Annotated in this window: 16 protein-coding genes; 11 read left to right on the top strand and 5 right to left on the bottom strand. The window is 74.9% G+C overall.

Going from position 1 to position 20,322, the window contains the following annotated elements:
- Positions 1-46: 46 nt before the first annotated feature.
- The 4 genes from ACU610_RS15915 to ACU610_RS15900 all read right to left on the bottom strand — a co-directional run bounded on the left by ACU610_RS15915 (position 47) and on the right by ACU610_RS15900 (position 4,137).
- Complete coding sequence (locus ACU610_RS15915; protein WP_446768680.1) at positions 47-1,408, bottom strand: hypothetical protein; 1,362 nt, start codon at positions 1,406-1,408, stop codon at positions 47-49.
- Positions 1,409-1,506: 98 nt separating this feature from the next.
- Positions 1,507-2,115, bottom strand: coding sequence for a Maf family protein (locus ACU610_RS15910; protein ID WP_446768679.1), 609 nt, complete (start codon positions 2,113-2,115; stop codon positions 1,507-1,509).
- 73 nt (positions 2,116-2,188) lie between these two features.
- Positions 2,189-2,515 carry an acyl-CoA carboxylase subunit epsilon gene (locus ACU610_RS15905; protein ID WP_446768678.1) on the bottom strand — a complete coding sequence of 109 codons (327 nt, stop codon included), beginning with the start codon at positions 2,513-2,515 and terminating at the stop codon, positions 2,189-2,191.
- Positions 2,512-4,137, bottom strand: coding sequence for an acyl-CoA carboxylase subunit beta (locus ACU610_RS15900; protein ID WP_446768677.1), 1,626 nt, complete (start codon positions 4,135-4,137; stop codon positions 2,512-2,514). Before ACU610_RS15900 ends, ACU610_RS15905 begins: the two co-directional genes overlap by 4 nt.
- 168 nt (positions 4,138-4,305) lie before the next feature.
- Here ACU610_RS15900 and ACU610_RS15895 point away from each other — a divergent pair, with 168 nt between their 5' ends.
- The 5 genes from ACU610_RS15895 (at position 4,306) to ACU610_RS15875 (ending at position 11,594) form a co-directional block, all read left to right on the top strand.
- On the top strand, positions 4,306-5,145 hold the full coding sequence (locus tag ACU610_RS15895; protein WP_446768676.1) for a biotin--[acetyl-CoA-carboxylase] ligase: 840 nt from the start codon (positions 4,306-4,308) through the stop codon (positions 5,143-5,145).
- A gap of 31 nt (positions 5,146-5,176) precedes the next feature.
- Positions 5,177-5,767, top strand: a complete 591-nt coding sequence (locus ACU610_RS15890) for a PH domain-containing protein (protein ID WP_446768675.1) — start codon at positions 5,177-5,179, stop codon at positions 5,765-5,767.
- A gap of 71 nt (positions 5,768-5,838) precedes the next feature.
- Positions 5,839-6,990 (top strand): exonuclease SbcCD subunit D, encoded by a 1,152-nt coding sequence (locus ACU610_RS15885; RefSeq protein WP_446768674.1) that lies wholly within the window; start codon positions 5,839-5,841, stop codon positions 6,988-6,990.
- The gene (locus ACU610_RS15880; RefSeq protein ID WP_446768673.1) at positions 6,987-9,965 is read left to right on the top strand and encodes an AAA family ATPase; all 2,979 of its coding nucleotides are present in this window, start codon (positions 6,987-6,989) and stop codon (positions 9,963-9,965) included. The genes ACU610_RS15885 and ACU610_RS15880 overlap by 4 nt, the downstream gene beginning before the upstream one ends.
- A 195-nt stretch (positions 9,966-10,160) precedes the next feature.
- Positions 10,161-11,594, top strand: coding sequence for an acyltransferase family protein (locus tag ACU610_RS15875; RefSeq protein WP_446768672.1), 1,434 nt, complete (start codon positions 10,161-10,163; stop codon positions 11,592-11,594).
- Positions 11,595-11,641: 47 nt separating this feature from the next.
- On the opposite strand, the gene ACU610_RS15870 is transcribed toward ACU610_RS15875, so the two are convergent.
- Positions 11,642-12,097, bottom strand: a complete 456-nt coding sequence (locus ACU610_RS15870; RefSeq protein ID WP_446768671.1) for a GtrA family protein — start codon at positions 12,095-12,097, stop codon at positions 11,642-11,644.
- A gap of 189 nt (positions 12,098-12,286) precedes the next feature.
- On the opposite strand from ACU610_RS15870, the gene ACU610_RS15865 reads away from it, so the two are divergent.
- The 6 genes from ACU610_RS15865 to ACU610_RS15840 all read left to right on the top strand — a co-directional run bounded on the left by ACU610_RS15865 (position 12,287) and on the right by ACU610_RS15840 (position 20,299).
- On the top strand, positions 12,287-12,973 hold the full coding sequence (locus ACU610_RS15865) for an SGNH/GDSL hydrolase family protein (RefSeq protein WP_446768670.1): 687 nt from the start codon (positions 12,287-12,289) through the stop codon (positions 12,971-12,973).
- 116 nt (positions 12,974-13,089) lie between these two features.
- The gene (locus ACU610_RS15860; RefSeq protein WP_446768669.1) at positions 13,090-14,295 is read left to right on the top strand and encodes a 5-(carboxyamino)imidazole ribonucleotide synthase; all 1,206 of its coding nucleotides are present in this window, start codon (positions 13,090-13,092) and stop codon (positions 14,293-14,295) included.
- A 27-nt stretch (positions 14,296-14,322) separates the two neighbouring features.
- Positions 14,323-14,823, top strand: a complete 501-nt coding sequence (gene purE / locus ACU610_RS15855; protein ID WP_446768668.1) for a 5-(carboxyamino)imidazole ribonucleotide mutase — start codon at positions 14,323-14,325, stop codon at positions 14,821-14,823.
- A gap of 25 nt (positions 14,824-14,848) precedes the next feature.
- Complete coding sequence (locus tag ACU610_RS15850) at positions 14,849-16,006, top strand: acyl-CoA dehydrogenase family protein (RefSeq protein WP_446768667.1); 1,158 nt, start codon at positions 14,849-14,851, stop codon at positions 16,004-16,006.
- A gap of 73 nt (positions 16,007-16,079) precedes the next feature.
- Positions 16,080-16,913 carry an HpcH/HpaI aldolase/citrate lyase family protein gene (locus tag ACU610_RS15845; protein ID WP_446768666.1) on the top strand — a complete coding sequence of 278 codons (834 nt, stop codon included), beginning with the start codon at positions 16,080-16,082 and terminating at the stop codon, positions 16,911-16,913.
- 365 nt (positions 16,914-17,278) lie between these two features.
- A complete protein-coding gene (locus ACU610_RS15840; protein ID WP_446768665.1) occupies positions 17,279-20,299 on the top strand; it encodes an arabinosyltransferase domain-containing protein in 3,021 nt (1,006 codons plus the stop codon).
- Positions 20,300-20,322 lie beyond the last annotated feature (23 nt).

Here is a 20,322-nt window from a genome sequence, read left to right as displayed (position 1 = left end):
AGCGTCGTCGGCCGTCGTCGGCGGGGGCCGCAGGACCCCCCGTACGTCAGGCGTCCACGGTGGCGCGGCGGCGCGAGGGTCTCGGGGGCGCCGGGACGACCGTACGCGCGGCGGCGGCACGCAGGGGTCGACGAGCCAACGACCGGAGGACGCGGGCCGTGCGCGGCAGCACCGCACCGGGGAGGGCGGCGGAGAGCGGCGTCCGGGGCACGGGCGGGACGGCCGTGTCGGCCGGGGTGTCGAGGGTGGGGTCGGACGGCGCGGCGTCGGCGACCGGACCGGTTCCGTCGCCGGCGACCACGTCGTCCGCGGGCGCCTCCGCCGCGGTCGTCTCCCCAGGAGCCGGCTCGACCGGTGGCAGGCCGACCGGGATGAGGGCCGCGATGGCGTCGAGGGCGGCGTCGAGCAGGTCGTCGGGCCGGGCGCTCCCGTCCGGGTCCGTGCCCCGGGCCGTGCCGACCCGCAGGTCGTCCAGGTCGCCCACCAGCTGGAACGCCATCCCGGCCAGCTCGCCGAGCATGCACTCCGAGCGGGCGGCGGCCCAGTCCCGGACGTCGTCCGGCAGGCTCAGGGCCACCGCCTGCGGTCGCGCGGGCAACGTCACCCGGCCCAGCAGGTGGGTGACCCGTGCCTCGTGGACCGGCCACTCCAGGCTGGTCCCCAGCCGCTCGTTCAGGCGGCGCAGCAGCTCGCTCTCCGCCCGGCCGAGCGACTGGTTCCGGCGGCCCTCGGGGAACGTCGCGACGGCCGGGTCGACGCCGAGGACCTCCGCGAAGCGCTGCCAGAGGACCGCGGGCGAGGCGCCACTGGGCGGCACGGTCACCAGGTGCAGCCGGGACGCCGGCAGCGTGGCCCCCCAGCGGCGCAGGAGGGCGGCCAGGTCCTGCCGTAGCCAGAACTCCGTGGCGTAGCCCTCCTCACACTCGGCGGGGTGGTACGGGGTCCCACGGCGCCGAGAACGGGGGCAGACGATGTCGAGGTAGTGCTGGAACGGCAGCGGGCTGCGGTTCTTGACGTTCTCCTGCCACACGGCGGGCAGCTGCCGAGCGAGGTCGCGGGCGGTGACGACGACGTCCACCTCGGCGAAGTCCAGGTCGGCCAGCAGTCGGGCGGCCTGCTCCGCGCTCAGGTCCCCGAAGAGCTCGTGGGAGATCACGGTGGTGCCGGCGTGCTCGCGGGCCGCGCTGACCAGCCGGTCCCAGGCGCCCTCCACGGCCGGGTCGACCCAGCCGTGGAAACCCTCCCGGCGCACGTCGAGGACCGCGTGGAAGTGCGCGCCCGGGTGCTCACCCGGGTAGCGGACGCCCACCTCGCCCAACGCGGACCGCGAGTCCCACAGCAGGTCCTGGAGGTACGTGGTGCCGGACTTCGGGGTCCCGATGTGCAGGACGACGCGCTGCGAGGTCACGTGACGAGCATCGTCGTCCGGGCCCTCGGGAGGCCCCACCGGTGTGGTGTCCGTGCCCGGAGTGACGGATGTGGCGACTGAGGGTGGACCGGTTCGTCTCAGCGCCGCCAGAGGTCGGTGATCGCCAGCCCGCGCTTGGCGAGCTGGGTGCGCAGTGTGGCCAGCGACAGGCCGACGACCGCGGCCGGGTCGCCGTCCACCCGCCGGACGAACGGCGCGCCCAGCCCGTCGAGGGTGAAGGCGCCGGCCACTGCCACCGGCTCGCCGGTGGCCAGGTAGGCCTCGATCTCCTGCGGCGTGGGGCTGGCGAAGTGCACCACGGTGGAGACGACGGCGACGTCCCGGCTGACCACCTGGCCGTCCCGGACGTCGAAGAGCGCCTGGCCGGTGTGCAGCACGCCGCTCCTGCCGCTCATCCGCTGCCACCGGTCGCGGGCGTCGTGCGTGTCGGCGGGCTTGCCCAGCGCCTGGCCGCGGAACTCCAGCAGCGAGTCCGCGCCCACGACCAGCGCGTCGGTCTCCTGCTCGGCGACGGCCTTGGCCTTGGCCGCGGCCAGCAGGGCGACCAGCTCGCCGACCCGCGCGGCCCGCACGGACGACTCGTCGACCTGGCTCACGACGACCTCGGGCGTCAGCCCGGCCTGGCGCATCAGGGCCAGCCGGGCGGGGGACGCCGAGGCCAGCACCAGCCTGCGGTCCACGCTCATGCTTCCTCCTCGCTGGCGCTCGTCGTCGGCATCGGCGGCTCCGCCCGTCTGCCGCATGAACTCGCACGCTCGGTCATGCGAACCGCCCGGAGGCGCGCCACCCGCCCGGGCCCGGGCGCAGCGGACGCCGGTGGGCGTCCTCGAACGAGGCCCAGGTCCCCATCGGGGTGGACCGACGACGGGTGCGCCGCTGTGACAGGGCGGCGACGACGACGGTGAGTGCGGCGAGCTCCTCGGCCGAGGGCTCGCCCGTGACGACCCGCAGCAGCGGACGGACACCGTCCTCCCCACCCTCCGCAGGCCGAGCAGAAGGACCCCCCTGCCCCCCGCCACTCGCAGGCTCGCGGCGGGACCCTGCAGGGGGGCCGCCGGGACGGGGCCGAGTCGGCTCGGCGGTCACAGCGGGATGTTCCCGTGCTTCTTCGGAGGCAGGGTCTGGCGCTTGTTGGCGAGCAGGCGCAGTCCCTTGGTGATCTCGATGCGGGTCTCCGACGGGCGGATCACCTGGTCGACGTACCCACGATCGGCCGCGATGTACGGCGAGAGCAGCGCGTCCTCGTACTCGGTGATGAGCTCGGCGCGGCGCGCGTCGGCGTCGTCGGCGTCGGCCAGCTCCCGGCGGTAGAGGATGTTGACCGCGCCCTGGGCGCCCATGACGGCGATCTGCGAGGTCGGCCAGGCGAGGTTGAGGTCGGCCCCGAGGTGCTTGGAGCCCATGACGTCGTAGGCGCCGCCGTAGGCCTTGCGGGTGATCACGGTGATCTTCGGGACCGTCGCCTCGGCGTACGCGTAGATCAGCTTGGCGCCGCGGCGGATGATCCCCTCCCACTCCTGGGAGGTGCCGGGCAGGAAGCCGGGGACGTCGACGAAGGTCAGCACCGGGATGTTGAAGGCGTCGCAGGTGCGCACGAACCGCGCCGCCTTCTCGCTGGCGTCGATGTCCAGCGTGCCGGCGAACTGGGTGGGCTGGTTGGCCACGATGCCGACCGGCCGGCCCTCGACCCGGCCGAAACCGACGACGATGTTCGGCGCGAACAGCGGCTGCACCTCGAGGAACTCGCCGTCGTCGAGCACGTGCCCGACGACGGTGTGCATGTCGTAGGGCGTGTTGGCCGAGTCCGGGATGAAGGTGTCGAGCTCACGGTCGGAGTCGGTGACGCCGTCGTGCGTGGTGTCGGCCGGGGCGACCTCGATCGCCGGGAGCGGGTCGAGGTTGTTGCTCGGCAGGTAGGACAGCAGCGCCTTGACGTAGTCCAGCGCGTCGGCCTCGTCCTCGGCCAGGTAGTGCGCGACGCCGGACTTGGTGTTGTGCGTGCGGGCGCCGCCGAGCTCCTCGAGGGTGACGTCCTCGCCGGTCACGGTCTTCACGACGTCGGGGCCGGTGATGAACATCTGGCTGGTCTGGTCGACCATGACGATGAAGTCGGTCAGCGCGGGGGAGTAGACGTGCCCGCCGGCCGCGGCGCCCATCACCAGGGAGATCTGCGGGATGACGCCGGAGGCGTGCACGTTGCGCCGGAAGATCTCGCCGTAGAGGCCGAGGGAGACCACGCCCTCCTGGATGCGCGCGCCGCCGCCCTCGTTGATGCCGATGATCGGGCAGCCGTTGCGGATGGCCAGGTCGAGGACCTTGACGATCTTCTCGCCGTAGACCTCCCCGAGGCTGCCGCCGAACACCGTGACGTCCTGGGAGAAGACGCAGACCGGCCGGCCGTCGACGGTGCCGTAGCCGGTGACGACGCCGTCCCCGAAGGGCCGCTTGGCCTCCATGCCGAAGGTGGTGGAGCGGTGGCGGGCGAACTCGTCGAGCTCGGTGAACGAGCCCGGGTCCAGCAGCGCCTCGATGCGCTCGCGGGCGGTCATCTTCCCCGCGGCGTGCTGCTTCTCCACGGCGCGCTCGGAGCCCGCGTGGGTGGCCTCCTGCACGCGTCGCTCGAAGTCCGCCAGCTTCCCGGCGGTCGTGTGGATGTCGACCTGCTCGGGGACCGGGTCCCCGGCGCTCTCCAGTTCAGCCGCGCGCACGTGCTCTCCTCGCTGCGCTCGTCGGCGCGTTCGCGCCGCGCTGCTGCGTCCATCCGTGAGTTCGCAGGCTCACTCACGTGCTCTCCTCGCTGGCGCCCACCGGCCGCGTCGGGCGCTGCCGTGCCCGGGCGTGAGCTCCCTCGCTCTCGGGTTCCGTAGCGTAGAAGAGTGCCCGAGCGCCCGCCGTCCGCCTCTGCCGACCCCTCCCGGGCCCCGCTCGACGGCCCGGCGCTGGCAGCCGCCCTCACCTCCGACAGCGCGCTGTGGCGGTCACTCGAGGTGGTCGGCGAGATCGGCTCGACCAACGCCGCACTCCTCGCCGCCGCGGCCGACGACGCCCCCGAGGGGACGGTCCTCGCGGCGGAGCACCAGGTCACCGGCAGGGGGCGGTTGGACCGGGTCTGGACCTCCCCGCCGGGCGCGGGCATCACCGTCTCGTTCCTGCTGCGCCCCGACGTCCCGAGCGCCCGCCGCGGGTGGCTGCCGCTGCTCACCGGTGTCGCCCTGGCCGAGGCGGTGGGCGAGGTGCCGGGCGTGCGCGCCTCGCTGAAGTGGCCCAACGACCTGCTCGCGGCCGGCGGCGCGAAGCTGGCCGGCATCCTCGCCGAGGTCGGCAGCGGGGCGATCGTCGTGGGCGTCGGCCTCAACGTCTCCACCCGGGCCGACGAGCTGCCGGAGACCGGCTCCTCCCTGGCACTCGAGGCCGGGCGGCCGGTCGACCGGGCGGCGGTGCTGCTGCAGTTCCTGCGCACCTTCGAACGCCGCTACCTCGCCTGGGCGCGGAGCCTCGGCGACCCGGTGGCGAGCGGGCTGGCCCGTGACTACCTGGCGTGGTGCTCGACGGTGGGCGCGCAGGTCGTCGTCACCCTGCCCGACGGCTCCACCCTCGAGGGGGTCGCCGAGTCGGTGGACTGGGACGGCCGGCTCGTCGTCCGGACGGGGCAGGGCGCGGTGGAGCTCGCGAGCGGCGACGTGCGACACGTGCGCGCACCGGCGCGGGAGCCGTGATCTAACACTCACCCTCCGTCATCCTGTCCGGGTGCCCTACCCGGACAAGCTGCTCGCCGAGGACGAAGAGGTCGTCCGGCACCTGCACCCGCACTGGCTGACCCTCGTCCGTCCGGTCCTCGTCCTCCTGCTCGTGGTGGGCGGCACCTCGTTCGGCGCGGCGCTGGTGCCCGCCGGGGCCGCGCAGGGCACGGTCCGTGCGGTGCTCGCCGGGCTCGCGCTCGTGGTCCTCGTCGTCGCCGTCCTCCGGCCGGTGCTGCGCTGGCGCACCACGCACTACGTCGTCACCACCCACCGGGTGCTGCTGCGCGAGGGCGTCCTCGCCCGCCGGGGCCGCGACATCGCGCTGTCCCGGATCGCCGACGTCTCCTACCGGCAGACCCTGGGCCAGCGACTGGTCCGCTCGGGGACGCTCACCATCGAGTCCCTCGGGGAGGGCGGGACCACCGTGCTCGAGCGGGTGCCCGACAGCGACGGCGTCCAGCAGCTGCTGGTCGCGCTGATGGAGGAGGACGTCGACCGGCGCGGCGGCGCCGGTGTGCCGCCGCCGCGCGACGGGTGGGACGACGACGGCTGGACCCCCGCCGGGTGGACCGCCGGGCACCGCACCACCCGCCTCTGAGCGGGGTGTGACGGGCCCGTCACGGCGTGGCTGGGCACTTCTGTCAGCACCCCGACCTACCTTCTGCGCCCATGCGGCTGCTGCACACCTCCGACTGGCACATCGGCCGCTCCCTGCACGGTGCCGACCTGCTGCGCGAGCAGGAGCACGTGCTCGCCGGGCTGGCCGAGGTCGTCGTCGCCGAAGCGGTCGACCTCGTGGTCGTCGCCGGTGACGTCTACGACCGCGCGGTGCCCTCGGCGGATGCCACCGGCGTGCTCGACCGGGTGGTCGGGCGGCTGCTGCGGGCCGGCGCGGCCGTCGTCCTGACGCCGGGCAACCACGACTCCGCCCGCCGCCTGGGCACCTTCTCCGGCCTGCTCTCGGCCGCCGGTCTGCACGTGCGCGCCACCACCGCCGGGCTCGACGAGCCGGTGCTGCTGCGCGACGAGCACGGCGAGGTGGCCGTCTACGGGCTGCCCTACCTGGAGCCGGAGATCGCCCGGCACGAGCTCGGTCTGCCGGGTGCGCGGTCCCACGAAGCGGTGCTGACCGAAGCGATGGAGCGGGTGCGCCGCGACCTGTTCCTGCGCCCCGGCACCCGGTCGGTCGTGCTGGCGCACGCCTTCGTCGGCGGGGGCGTGCCCAGCGACAGCGAGCGCGACATCTGCGTCGGTGGGGTCGACCTGGTGCCCGCGCCGGTGTTCGACGGGGTCGACTACGTCGCGCTGGGGCACCTGCACCGGCCGCAGACGATCACCGAGCGGCTGCGCTACAGCGGGTCGCCGCTGGCGTACTCCTTCGGCGAGGCCGGGCAGGACAAGCAGGTGTGGCTGGTCGACCTGGACGCCACCGGGCTGGCCGGCGTGCGCGCGCTGACGCTGCCCACCCCGCGTCCGCTGACCGTGCTCACCGGCACCCTGGACGACCTGCTCGCCGACCCGGCCCACGCCGCGGTCGAGGAGCACTTCGTCTCCGCACGGCTGACCGACGACGTCCGGCCCTCGGACCCGATGCGGCAGTTGCAGACCCGCTTCCCGCACTGCGTGCACCTGGAGTGGACCGGCGGCACCGCCGGGGGAGACGGGCGCAGCTACCAGGAGCGGCTGCGCGGCCGCAGCGACCTTGAGGTCGCCGGTGAGTTCGTCACCCACGTCCGCAACGGCGTCGGGATGAGCGACGCCGAGCGCGAGCTGCTCGTCCGGGCCCTGGGCGCGGCGGCCCGGGAGGAGCTGGCCCAGTGAGGCTGCACTCCCTGTCGATCACCGCGTTCGGGCCCTTCGCCGGCACCGAGACCGTCGACGTCGACGCCGTCGCCCGCGACGGGCTCTTCCTGCTGTGGGGCCCCACCGGCGCGGGCAAGACGACGCTGCTCGACGCCGTCGTCTACGCCCTCTACGGCACCGTCCCGGGCGCGCGCGGCGAGGAGAAGCGGCTGCGCAGCGACCACGCCGACGCGGCCACCCGCACCGAGGTCTCCTGCGAGCTCACCCTCGCCGGCGAGCGGCTGCTCGTCGTCCGCCGACCCGAGCAGACCAGGCCGAAGAAGCGCGGCGCCGGCGAGACGACCGAGCAGGCCAGGCTCACCGTCCAGCGGTGGGACGGTGCCAGGTGGCAGCCGGTGAGCACCCGCATCGACGAGGGCTCGGAGTACCTGCGGGTGCGGCTGGGCCTGTCCGCCGAGCAGTTCTGCCAGGTGGTGCTGCTGCCGCAGGGCGACTTCGCCCGCTTCCTGCGTGCCGAGCCGGAGGACCGCGCCAAGCTGCTGCGCACCCTCTTCGACGTGGGGCGCTTCGCGCGCGCCGAGGACTGGCTGGCCGCCGAGCGCCGCGCCGCCGAGGAGACGCTGCGCGCCGACCGGCACCGGATCAGCACCCTGCTGCACCGGGTGGCGCAGATCGCCGACGTCGAGGTGCCCGAGGAGCTGGCCCCCGAGCTGGTCGGCGCCCAGCCCGGCGCCTCGGTGAACGGGTGGGTCGCCGCGGTGCGCGCCCGGGCCGCCGGTGACCTCACCGCCGCGACCGCGGCGGCCGAGGCCGCTGCCGCGGAGAGCGCCCGCCTCGACGGCGAGCTGGCCCGGGCCCGCGCCCTGGCCGACCGGCACGCCCGGCGCGACCGGGCCCGTCAGGAACTCGTCCGGCTCACGGCCGAGGAGGAGCAGCTCGGCCCGCTGCGGGCCCGGGCCGACGCGGGGCGCCGTGCCGAGGCGCTGCGGGACGTGCTGGAGACCGCCGGCCGCACCGCGCTGGCCGCCGAGGCCGCTGCCGCAGCACTGCAGTCGGCGCGCGCCGCCTGGGCCGAGGTGGCTCCCTCGCTCGACGACCCCACCCACCCCGCCGCCGACACGCTGCTGGCCCGCGAGCTGCGGGACGAGGCCGCGGCGGCCCGCGCACTGGTGCCGGAGGCCGACCGGGCCGTCGGCCTGGCCCGCGAGGTCACCCGGCTCGAGCGGGAGATCCGGGCGCTCGCCGACCGCTGCGAGCGCGGAACCGCCGCGGCCCGGGTCTGGCCGGCACGGATCGCCGAGGCGCAGGACCGGGTGGACGCCGCCGTCGATGCCGCAGCGCGACTGCCCGGCCTGACCGCGGCCGAGGAGTCGGCCCGGACGGCGCTGGTGGCCGCGGCGCAGGCCGACCGTGCGGCGACCGCGCTCGCCGCATCCCGGGTGGCGGCCGACGCGGCGCGGACCACCTGGTTGGAGGCCCGCGAGCACCTGGTCGAACTGCGCAGCCGACGGCTCGACGGCATGGCGGCCGAGCTGGCCGCCGGCCTGGTCGACGGCGCCGATTGCCCCGTGTGCGGCGCCACGGACCACCCGCGGCCGGCCGTGCACGCCGGTCCGGTCGTCTCCCCCGACGACGAGGAGCGGGCCCGCGCCGCGGCCGATGCGGCCGAGGAGCGGGCGACCGCCACCCGGCGGGCCGTCGAGGAACGCGAGCGCGAGCTCGCCGTCCTCCACGCCCGGGCGGGCGACCTGCCGCTGCAGGAGCTGACCGCTCGGGCGGAGGAGGCCCGCGCGGCCCTCGCCGAGGTCGCCGGGTTGGCTGCCACGGTCGAGGAGGCGCGCCGCGACCTGGCCGCCCGCGAGGCGGAGCTGGACGCGGCCGCCGCCGCGCTCGCCGCCGACCGCCTGACGATGGAGAGCCGCAGCGCCGAACGCGCGGCGCGGGAGGAGGCGCTGACGGAGCTCACCGCGCGGCTCGACGCCGCCCGCGGGGCGGACGCCGACCTGCCGGCGCGGGTCCGGCGGCTGACCGCGGCCGCCGAGCGCTGCGAGGCGGTGCTGTCCGCGGAGGGCGAGGAGCTGCGCGCCCGCACGGCCGCCGACACCGCACGGGAGACCGCCGTGGAGCGGGCCGCGGCCGCCGGTTTCGCCGACCTGCTCGACGCCGCCGACGCGCTGCTCGACGCGGGGCAGCTGACCGTCCTCGAGCGCCGCCTGCGGGAGCACGACGAGGCCCGGTCGGTCGTCGCGGCCACCCTCGGCGACCCGGAGCTCACCGACCTGCCCCCGCGGCCGGACGTCGCCGCGCTGCAGCAGCGCTGTGCGGAGCTGACCGCCCGCCGTGAGGAGGCGGTCGCGGCTCTGGAGCAGGCCCGGCGCTGCGCGGGCGCCCTCGACGCGCTCGCCGGGGAGGTGGTCTCCGCCGAGGTGGAGCTCGCCGAGCGCCGCGCCCGGGCGGGGCGGGTCGCCGGCCTGGCCGACCTGGTCAACGGCCGCGGCGCCAACACGCTGCGGATGCGGCTGCAGTCCTTCGTGCTGGCCGCCCGGCTCGAGCAGGTCGCCGAGGTCGCCAGCCGGCGGCTGCAGGAGATGTCGGGGGGGCGGTACACGTTCCTGCACAGCGACGCGCAGGCCCGGTACGGGGCCCGTGGCGGGCTGGGCCTCGACGTCTTCGACGAGTACACCGGCACCCGGCGTCCCACCAAGACCCTCTCCGGCGGGGAGAGCTTCATGGCGTCGCTGGCGCTCGCCCTCGGTCTCGCCGATGTCGTCACCGCCGAGGCCGGCGGCATCCAGATGGACACGCTCTTCGTCGACGAGGGCTTCGGCACCCTCGACGCACTCGCCCTCGACGCGGTCATGAACGTGCTCGACGAGCTGCGCCGCGGCGGCCGGACGGTCGGCGTCATCAGCCACCTGGAGGAGTTGCGCACCCGCATCCCCACCCGGCTGGAGGTCGTCGCCGGACGGCACGGGTCCCGTCTGGCCGGCTGATCCGGCCGCTCCGGACCGCGGCGCACGGGGTGCGCGGGACGGGTGTGACAGGGGGCGCGACCCCTGGCATGTGTTGCCTCAACGGCGTCGGCTTTCGGTGGGTTTCGAGTTAACAGTCGCGTGCGGAGCGTGACTAGCGTCCAAGGCGTCCACAGGAACGGACCGATCCTCCTCGCTGCTTCTCCGGGAGACCCGATGTCCACCGCGCCGAGCACGAGCGCAGTCACCCACCCGTCCGCGCCGGGCGCCGTCCGCCGGTCGCGGTCGGAGATCCGGGCGTTGACCGGGCTGCGGATCGTCGCCGCGGCGTGGGTCGTCCTGTTCCACTTCGAGGGCCAACTCATGCCCTACGTCGACCAGTTGCCGGGCCTGCACGCCGTGCTCAGCGCCGGCTGGATCGGCGTGGAGCTGTTCTTCGTGCTCAGCGGCTTCGTCATCGCCCGCAGCTACCTGGACGAGTGCGGCCGCCGCTGGTCGACCGCGGGTGCGGCACGGTTCGTGGCCAACCGCTTCGCCCGGGTGTGGCCGGCGTGGATGACGGTGACGGTGGTCGCGTGCGCGTGGCTCGTGGTCTGCCCGCGGCTGGGCCTGAACCCGAACGTCATCAGCGGGCATCCGCCGCTGGACCTCACGATCCTGCTGCGCCAGGTGACCATGACCCATATGTGGGGCGAGTCCTCGCTGGTCGACGTCAGCTACGTCGCTCCCGGCTGGTCGATCAGCGCGGAGTGGCTGGCCTACCTGGCCTTCCCGCTGCTCGCCCTGGCGATGCGCCCGCTGCTGCGGGTCCACCCCGCGGCCACCCTGGTCCTCGCCACCGCGGCGATGTCCCCGCTGGCCCTGACCTCGTTCCTGCACGGCACCGACGACATCGAGATGAACTGGGTGTTGCGCATCACCTGCAGCTTCGTCGCGGGCATCCTCGCCCTCTGCGCCGTCGCCCGGCTGGAGGGCACCGAGCGGGGGGAGCGCTGGGGCCGGCGGCTCACCGCCGCTGCTCTGGTGACCACGGGTGTCGTGCTGCTCTGGGCCAATTGGCGCACCGGTCAGGACCTCGCGACGGGCCGGGAGTTCGGTAAGTACGCGGCCGTCGCGGTCGCGGGCTGGCCGATGTTCATCGCCGGCCTGGCGCTGGGCGGCGGAGGGCTGGGGCGCTTCCTGTCGCGTGACGCTCTCGTCTACGGCGGCCGGATCTCCTACTGCTTGTACCTGGTGCACTGGGTCGTGCGGGACATCGGTATGGCCGTGATCGCGCGGGACCCCGCAGGCGCGGGCGCGCAGTCGCCCGGCGGCGCGCTCGCCGTCCCCGTCCTCGTGGCCCTCTGCCTGGTCCTGGCGGCGGGGCTCCACCACGGGGTGGAAGAGCCGTCCCGTCGCCGGCTGGTCCGGCTGTGGAGCGGCCGGCGCGCCGTCGAGACGGCTTCCCCGGCGGAGCCGTCGCAGGCCGTGGCCGACGAGAGCCCCGAGGATCCAGCGGCCGCCCGCTGGCCGACGCCCCTGCCAGGCGGGTCCTGCCGCCCGCGGCCTGTGGTCGGGACCTCGCAGCTGCGGACGGCGCCGACTCCGGCCTTGCCTGCGGACGCTCGGCTGGCCGTGGGGGAGAGGCGCACCACCCCTGTGCGTGGCTGACGCCCGGGCGGACCCCAGCGCGGCGCGTCAGCCGGACCGCGGGCGGATCAGGCGGAGGCCTCGGCGGCGGGAAATACCCACCGCCGGTACATCAGATACCGCAGGACGGTGCCCACGGCGATGGAGGTCAGATTGGCGCCCTGGAGCGCCCACGCGCTGGTCAGGTCGAGGCCGTACCGGGCGAAGGCAACGATCCCCAGGCCCATCAGCAGCGTCAGCCCGTTGATCACCAGGAACATCGGGTACTCGCGCTTGAACCCGGTGCGGGCCCGGTGAGCGAACGACCAGTGGCGGTGGCCGAGGAAGGCCACGGTCATCGCCACGATGGTCGCCACCGCCTTGGCGACGACCGCGCCGCTGCCCAGGTGTCCGTAGAGCAGCTGGAAGAGCCCGACCTCGATCACGAAGCCGACCCCGCCGACGACACCGAACGCCCCGAGGTGGCGGACGACGGACCACAGGGAGCGGCTGCGGCGCTGCGCACCGGCGGAGACGGCAGTCACGGAGGGCCACGGTACGCGCCGGCGACGCGTCGCACCGGGCGATGCGGACCACCGGACCGTTGGCGGACAGCTCGTGGTCGTGCGCGCACGCTCGCCCGCGCTCGTCGCCAGGCCAGTGGTGCTCCGCCGGCCGTCCGCGTGCCGCGCCGCCTCCCGTCCCCGCACCGCCTCGTGACCGAGACTCGTGCCGTGGCGCGGCTCCTCCCTCGACGGGCTCTCGTGCGGACGGTGGTGGCGGCCGCCTTGGTGACCGCCGTGGTCGGCTGCGTCCCGGCGGCGGACGGTCCGCAGCCGAGTGCCGCGACGACCGACTCCCCGGAGCCGCGCACCTTCGTCGTGGTCGGCGACTCCATCACCGCGGGTGCCACAGACGTGTCCCAGCCGCTCGTCGGCGACCGGGTCCAAGGGGATGCCTCCTGGCTGCCGGCCGCCGAGCAGGCGAGCGGTCTCGACCTCGTGGCCGGCTGGGCGGTCCCCGGTGCCACCACCGCGGACATGCTGGCCGGCGTCGAGCCCACCGCCTGGACGGCGGACGTGCTCGTGGTGATGGCCGGCACCAACGACCTGGCCCACGGTGTGACATGGCAGGAGTCGGCCGCCCACATCGAGGGCATCGCCGCGGCAGCCGGGGCGCCCACCGTGGTGGCCGTCGCCATCGCGCCCAACGACCCCCGCCCGGCGGCCCGCAACGGCTACAACTCCGCGCTCGCCGACGTGGCCGGCCGCAACGGCTGGACGTACCTGGACCCGTGGGGGGAGGTCGACGCCGGTGGGGTGTTCATCCCGGGTGCCTCGCCGGACGGCGTCCACCCGACCCCGGCCGTGGCCGCCGACGTGGGGGACCGCATCGGCCGCTCGCTCGCCGCGCTGGGCTGAGCCCGCCGGGAGCCTCCCTGCAGGGCGTGTCCGACGGACCTCCGGCCTCGGGAGCACCCCTCAGGGGGCGCTCCCGTCGGCATGGGTCCGTCCGGCGCGTCCTAGGCTCGGTGCCCGTGGCCACCCCCGTCGACCCGCGCACCGGACTCCCCGTCGTCGCCATGGTCGGCGGTGGCCAGCTGGCCCGGATGACGCACCAGGCAGCCATCGCGCTCGGTCAGTCGCTGCGGGTCCTGTCCACGGGCCCGGACGAGTCCGCCGCGCTGGTGGCCGCCGACGTCCGGCTCGGCGACCACCGCGACCTCGACGCCCTCCTGGCCGTCGCCGACGGCGCCACCGTGGTGACCTTCGACCACGAGCACGTGCCCACCGAGCACCTGCGCGCCCTCGAGGCGGCCGGGCACCGGGTCGCCCCCGGCTCCGACGCGCTGGTGCACGCGCAGGACAAGCTGGTCCTGCGCCGGGCGCTGGCCGCCGCCGGCGAGCCGCAGCCGGTCTGGGCCGAGGTCGCCTCCGTCGACGAGGTCGCCGCCTTCGGCGACCGGCACGGCTGGCCGGTGGTCGTGAAGACGCCGCGTGGCGGCTACGACGGACGCGGGGTGTTCGTCGTGGACGGTCCGGACGACGTCGCGCCGCTCTTCACCCGGTACGACGTGCTGCTGGCCGAGCAGCGGGTCCCGATGGTCAGGGAACTGTCCGCGCTGGTCGCCCGCTCGCCCTTCGGCCAGGTCGCCGTCTGGCCCGTGGTCGAGACCGTGCAGCGCGACGGCATCAACACCGAGGTGCTCGCGCCGGCGCCCGGGCTGGACGAGGGCACCGCGACCGCCGCCCAGGAGCTCGCGGTGCGGGTGGCCGACCGGGTCGGCGTCGTCGGGGTCCTCGCCGTCGAGCTGTTCCAGACGGCGGACGGCGTCCTGGTCAACGAGCTCGCGATGCGGCCGCACAACTCCGGGCACTGGACCATCGAGGGCTCGCGGACCAGCCAGTTCGAGCAGCACCTGCGCGCCGTCCTCGACTACCCGCTGGGCACGACCGCGATGGCCGCGCCGGTCGTGGTGATGGCCAACGTGCTCGGCGGGCGCGCCGCCGAGGAGGGCTGGACCGGCCCCGGTCTCGACGAGCGGGTGCACCACCTGATGGCGCACTGGCCCGACGTGAAGCTGCACTGGTACGGCAAGGGCCAGCGCCCCGGCCGCAAGCTCGGGCACGTGACCGCGCTGGGCGCCGACCTCGACGAGGTGCGTGCCCGGGCCACCGCGGCCGCCCGCTACCTGGCCGACGGCGAGGTCGACCCGGCGTTCGCCTTCCCGACCGAGCACTGACCCCGACCGAGCAGCGAGGAGCCCCGCGTGGACCCGATCGTCGGCATCGTCATGGGCAGCGACTCCGACTGGCCGACGATGGAGCCCGCAGCGGCGGCGCTGCTCGAGTTCGGCATCCCCTACGAGGCGCACGTCGTCTCCGCGCACCGCACCCCGCGCCGGATGCTCGAGTACGCCGAGAGCGCCGCCGACCGCGGTCTGCGGGTGGTGATCGCCGGCGCCGGAGGAGCGGCCCACCTGCCGGGGATGATCGCCGCGGCCACGCCGCTGCCGGTGATCGGCGTCCCACGGCCGCTGGACCGCCTCGACGGGCTGGACAGCCTGCTGTCGATCGTGCAGATGCCCGCCGGGGTGCCGGTCGCGACGGTCTCCATCGGGGGTGGCCGCAACGCCGGGCTGCTCGCGGTGCGCATCCTCGCCGCGTCCGACCCGCAGCTGCGGGCCGCCGTCGAGCGGTTCCAGGCCGGCCTCGCCGACTCCGTCGTCGCCCGGGACGCCACGCTGCAGGATCGGCTGGCTTCCTCATGATCCAGGGCGGTCCTACGATCTACCCGTGGGTAACAACGCTGCGGGGCTCTACGCCCTGACCGAGGAGCACGAGGCGGTCCGCGAGGCGGTCCGCGACATCGCCGAGCGGGAGATCGCCCCGTACGCCGCCGAGGTGGACGCCGAGTCGCGCTACCCGGTCGAGGCGCAGAAGGCCCTGACCGCCGCCGGTTTCCACGCCACCCACATCCCCGAGGCCTACGGCGGCGAGGGCGCCGACGCGATCGCCACCTGCATCGTCATCGAGGAGGTCGCCCGCGTCGACGTCAGCGCCTCGCTGATCCCCGCGGTCAACAAGCTCGGCTCGATGCCGGTGATCCTGTCGGCGTCCGAGGACCTCAAGCAGCGGGTGCTGCGGCCGATCGCCGCCGGCGACGCGATGATCAGCTACGGGCTCTCCGAGCGGGAGGCCGGCTCCGACGCCGCCGCGATGCGGACCCGCGCCCGGCTCGACGGCGACAGCTGGGTGCTCAACGGCACCAAGGCCTGGATCACCAACTCCGGCATCTCCGAGTGGTACACGGTCATGGCCGTCACCGACCCGGAGAAGGGCGCCAACGGCATCTCCGCCTTCGCCGTCCACCGGGACGACCCCGGCTTCGCAGTGGGCCCCAAAGAGCGCAAGATGGGCATCAAGGGTTCGCCCACCTGCGAGCTCTACTTCACCGACTGCACCATCCCGGCCGACCGGATCATCGGCGAGCCCGGCACCGGCTTCAAGACCGCGCTGCGGACGCTGGACTTCACCCGGCCCACCATCGGCGCGCAGGCCGTGGGCATCGCGCAGGGCGCGCTGGACGCCTCGGTCGCCTACGTCAAGGAGCGCCGCCAGTTCGGCAAGGCGATCAGCGAGTTCCAGGGCGTGCAGTTCATGCTCGCCGACATGGAGATGAAGATCGAGGCGGCCCGCCACCTGGTCTACGTCGCCGCGGCCGCCGGCGAGCAGGGCCGCCCCGACGTCACCCGGGTCTCCGCCTCGGCCAAGGCCTTCGCCTCCGACGTCGCCATGCAGGTCACCACCGACGCCGTCCAGCTCTTCGGCGGCGCCGGTTACACGCAGGACTTCCCGGTCGAGCGCATGATGCGCGACGCCAAGATCACCCAGATCTACGAGGGCACCAACCAGGTCCAGCGCATGGTCATCGCACGCAGCCTCCTCCGGTAGCGCACCGCCCGGGCCGCCCGCGACCCCGCCCGGTCGCGGGCGGCCCGGGCGCGCGTACGAGGATGGGGGCGTGGTGAGACAACGCAAGGTGGGTCCCGAGGACGCGCGCTCCTGGCTGCTCGTGAACGGTGCCCGTACCGACCTGTTCGACCGGGCATCGGACTCGCGAGCCGACCAGATCGTGCTCGACATCGAGGACGCGGTGGACCCCGCCAACAAGGACCAGGCCCGCGCCGGCGTCATCGAGTGGCTCTCGCGCGGGGAGCGCTCGGCCTGGGTGCGGATCAACGACCGCTCGACGGAGTTCTGGGACGACGACGTCGCCAAGCTGTCCGGGGTGCCGGGCCTGCTCGGCGTCATGCTGGCCAAGACCGAGGCCGCGGAGCAGGTCACCGAGACCGCCGACCGGCTCGGCGGTTCCACGCCCGTCCTGGCGCTGGTCGAGTCGGCGCTGGGCATCGAGGAGGCCGTCTCCATCGCCCGTGCCCGCGGCGCCTTCCGGCTGGCCTTCGGCAGCGGCGACTACCGGCGCGACACCGGCACCAGTGCGGACGACCTGGCCATGGCCTACCCCCGCTCCCGGCTGGTCCTGGCCAGCCGGATCGGCGGCCTGCCCGGGCCCATCGACGGCCCGACCGTCAGCAGCAGCCACCCCGTGCTGCGCGAGCAGACCGCTGTCACCGTGTCCCTCGGGCTCACCGGAAAGCTCTGCCTGGACCCCGAGCAGACGCCGGTGATCAACGAGGTCATCAGCCCGACGCCGTCGGACGTCGCGTGGGCGCGCGACTTCCTGGCCGACTTCGAGGCCCGTGGCCGGGTCATCCGCGACGGCAGCGACAAGCCCCGGCTGGGTCGGGCCCGCAAGATCGAGCGCCTGGCGCAGACCTTCGGCGTCGAGCCCGCCTGACCGATCGGGGAGGGCGTGCCGCCGCCGCGCCGCGCCCTCCCCGCAGCCGGCCACCCGCCTCGTGGCCGCACCGTTCGTCACGTCCGTCCCGCTTCCCCCAGCAGCACTCCGACACCGCAGGCCCGACGACGGGCCCGGCTACTCTCGCCTCCGCCGGAAGGGCGCCCCTCAATGGGACGGACGGCTCCGTCCCCGCCGACCGCCTCTCCGTCGACCCACGCCACCAAGCCCGTCGGGGCTCGTGGACCCATGCCGTCGAAAGGCGCAGAGTGTCATCAACGCTGTCCCGGGAGATGTCGGTCGCGCTGCGTCCGCCGGTAGCCGCTGAGCACACCCCGGCTCGCCGGCTGCCGCTGCGAGCCGTCGTGTCCCTCCTGGTGGGGCTCCTGGGGATGGGCTTGGCCGTCGCGCTGCCCCTCGCGCCGGTCGTGGCCGACCGCACCGTGGTCAGCTGGCCGACGGAGGGTGCGCTGCCGACGTCGACGACGGCCTTCTTCGTGCCGTACCGGCCCGCCGAGGTCCACGCCCAGGTGCCGTGCCGGTCGGTGCTGGAGGCGCTGGACGCGCCCGAGCGGACCACGCTGCTGGCGACGACCCGCGTCCGCGGCGACGGCCCGACGTCCGGCCTCGTCGTCGACACCGAGGCCGGGCAGCTGCGCGTGCTGGTGAACGGGCGCCTCGTGCACACCGCGTCTCCGGCCGGGACCGGCTGCGACGTCCGGGTGGACTCCGACGACACGGGCACGACCGTCGCGGTGGGCGCCGACGCGCCGACGGTGCTGTCGGGCGAGCCGGTGCCGGAGGTCTTCGCGTTCACGACCGACCTCACGCCCGAGGAGGCGGAGGGGACGACGGTCACCGCCCGCACCCGCACCTGGTTCGAGAGCCGGCCGAGCGGGGTCAAGGCCGCGATGATCGGCGCCCACGTCGTCCTCGTCGTGCTCTCCGTCACCCTGCTGGCGTGGCGGCGGGGTGAGCGCCCGGCCCCCACGCGGAGGACCGAGCAGCGCGAGCGCGTCCGGGGTCGGGGCGTCCGGGCAGCCTGCGACGCCGCCGTCGTGGCCGCCCTGTCGGTGTGGGTGGTCATCGCTCCGCACACGGTCGACGACAGCTACGCCACGATGACCATCAGGAACGGCATCGAGAGCGGCGACATCGGGAACTACTACCGCTGGTACAACGCCTCCGAGGCGCCCTTCACGCTCGTCCAGCACCTCCTGCAACCGCTGGCGATGATCACGACCGAGCCCGTGTGGCTGCGCCTGCCCAGCTACCTGGCCGGGATCGCGACGTGGTTCCTGGTCAGCCTGGGGGTCCTCGGGGTCACGCTGCCGCAGTCCGGCCGGGGCCGCCTCGCGCGCGTGCTGGCAGCGCTGTGCTTCCTGGCCTGGTGGTTGCCCTACAACACCGGGGTCCGGCCCGAGCCCTTCGTCGCCCTCGCCGTGGTGGGCGTGTTCGCCCTGCTCCTGCGGGCCACCGCGCCCACTGCCCGCCGTCCGCTGCTGCTCCTCGCCGCGGCGGCCCTCGTCGCCGGGCTGTCGCTGTCCATCACACCGTCGGGCATCCTCGTCTTCGCGCCCGTGCTCGTGCTCCTCCCGAGGATCTGGCGGACGCTCCGCACCACCGACGGGGAGGCTCCGCACGCCGCGTGGGCCACGGTCGCAGGCCGCGCAGCGCTCCTCGCGTGCCTGGCGAGCGCCGGCTTGGTGGTGATGTTCGCCGACCAGTCGTGGCACGGGGCCGCGAAGGCCACCGAGATGCACACCGTCATCGGGCCGAACTTCAGCTGGTACGAGGAGATCGGGCGGTACGCCCGCCTGCTCCAGTACGGCGGTGAGGGCACTGCGACGAAGCGTCTGCCGGTGCTCCTGACCCTCGGGATGCTCCTGATCGTCGCGCTGCTGATCGCGCGGCGGGTGCGGGCGCTGCAGGGGTTCGGGGAGGCACACGTCCTCGCGGGTACGGCGGCGCTGGCCTTCGCGCTCCTCTGGGCCACGCCCTCGAAGTGGTCGCACCACTTCGGCTCGCTCGCCGGCCTGTGCGCGCCGTTCCTCGTCCTGGCCGGCCTGCTGCTCCTGCAGGTGGTCCGGGATCGATCGCGGGACGGGGCCGTCCGGGTGATCGGGTTGGCCGGCACCGGCGTCCTCGCGGGGGCCGCCGGGCTGGCCTTCTCCGGGCCCAACGACTGGTGGCTGTACTCCGACCACGGCGTGTCGTACCTCGGCCTCCCGGTGCGGCCCTTCGGGGTCCCGATCGACAACCCGGCGACGTGGCTCGTGCTCGGCCTCGCCGCGGCGGCGGTCGTGGCCTGGTCGCGGTCGCGGGACACCCGAGGGCTTGGTGGGTCCGCGGTCGTCCTGTCGCCGGTGCTGATCACCGCAGGCGCCTGCGTGGTGTCCCTCGCCGTGCTGCTGGGTGGGTTCGCCGTGGCGGCGCTGCGGCAGGCCGAGGTCGGCGGTTACACGGTGGCGGCGACGAACCTCGCGAGCCTGACCGGGAGCAGCTGCGGGATGGCGGAGTCGATCCAGGTGTTCCCCGACGATCCCGAGGGCCCGCTGCGACCGGCCACCGGCGACGGGTCCGACGACGGGTCCGCGGTCGGCTTCCGGCGGGATGCCGGCCACCTGTCGCCTCCGCCGGCGGAGCTCGCGGGGTCGGGGTCGGCCCTCGACTCCTGGGGGAGCTTCGTCGACGGCGAGCGGAGCACGGGAGAGCTGACGAGCCCCTGGTACAGCCTGCCCGACCTGACGGCCGGCCAGGACGTGGCCGTCAGCGCGGCCGGCCGGACCGGTGGCGCGAACCGCCTGGAGCTGGAGTTCGGCCGCTCCGACGGGGACGGCGGCGTCGACACGCTGGCCGCCAGTCGGCTGGACGACGGGCCGGCCGGGTTCGTCCACTGGCGCCCGCTGGCCGTGACCGCCGACGCGGTCCCCGACACCGCGGACCGGGTCCGCGTGGTGGCCGCGGACGCATCCACGGACGTCGGCGGCTGGTTGGCCGTGACCGGGCCGCGCGTCCGGACGGCACAGAGCCTGCAGGACTGGCTCGCCGGCCAGGGGCCGGTGCTGCCGGACTGGCTGGTGGGCAACCACGTCCCGTGCGTGCAGGACGTCCCCGTGGTGTCCGACGGCCTCGCGGAGACCCCGGCGATCGTCCTCGCCCACCCCAATGGAGTGAACAGCTCCGTCCCGTCCTTCAACCCGGCGGGGACCGGCACGTTCGCGGGGGTCGCGGTCGCCGACCAGGAGGTCGTGCCCAGCTGGCTGCCGGGCTCGCACCTCCCGGTGTGGGGACACGTGGTCCGGCTCGACTACCCGTTCGACCGGGACCGCTACGACCGGGTGACCGACCAGGTCACGCTGTGGGGCTGGGAGGGTGACCGGTAAAACCGGCCAGTCTGCCGGGCGAC

The sequence above is a fragment of the Geodermatophilus sp. URMC 61 genome (genome assembly GCF_052931555.1).
Note: the sequence above shows the minus strand (reverse complement) of the source record. Positions and strands in the feature narration are given on the sequence as shown.

Coding starts and splice junctions, on each gene's coding strand:
- ACU610_RS15910 (WP_446768679.1), bottom strand. CDS start 2,115: ATGAGCGTGGACCGCAGGCTGGTGCTGGCCTCGGCGTCCCCCGCCCGG.
- ACU610_RS15885 (WP_446768674.1), top strand. CDS start 5,839: ATGCGGCTGCTGCACACCTCCGACTGGCACATCGGCCGCTCCCTGCAC.
- ACU610_RS15875 (WP_446768672.1), top strand. CDS start 10,161: ATGTCCACCGCGCCGAGCACGAGCGCAGTCACCCACCCGTCCGCGCCG.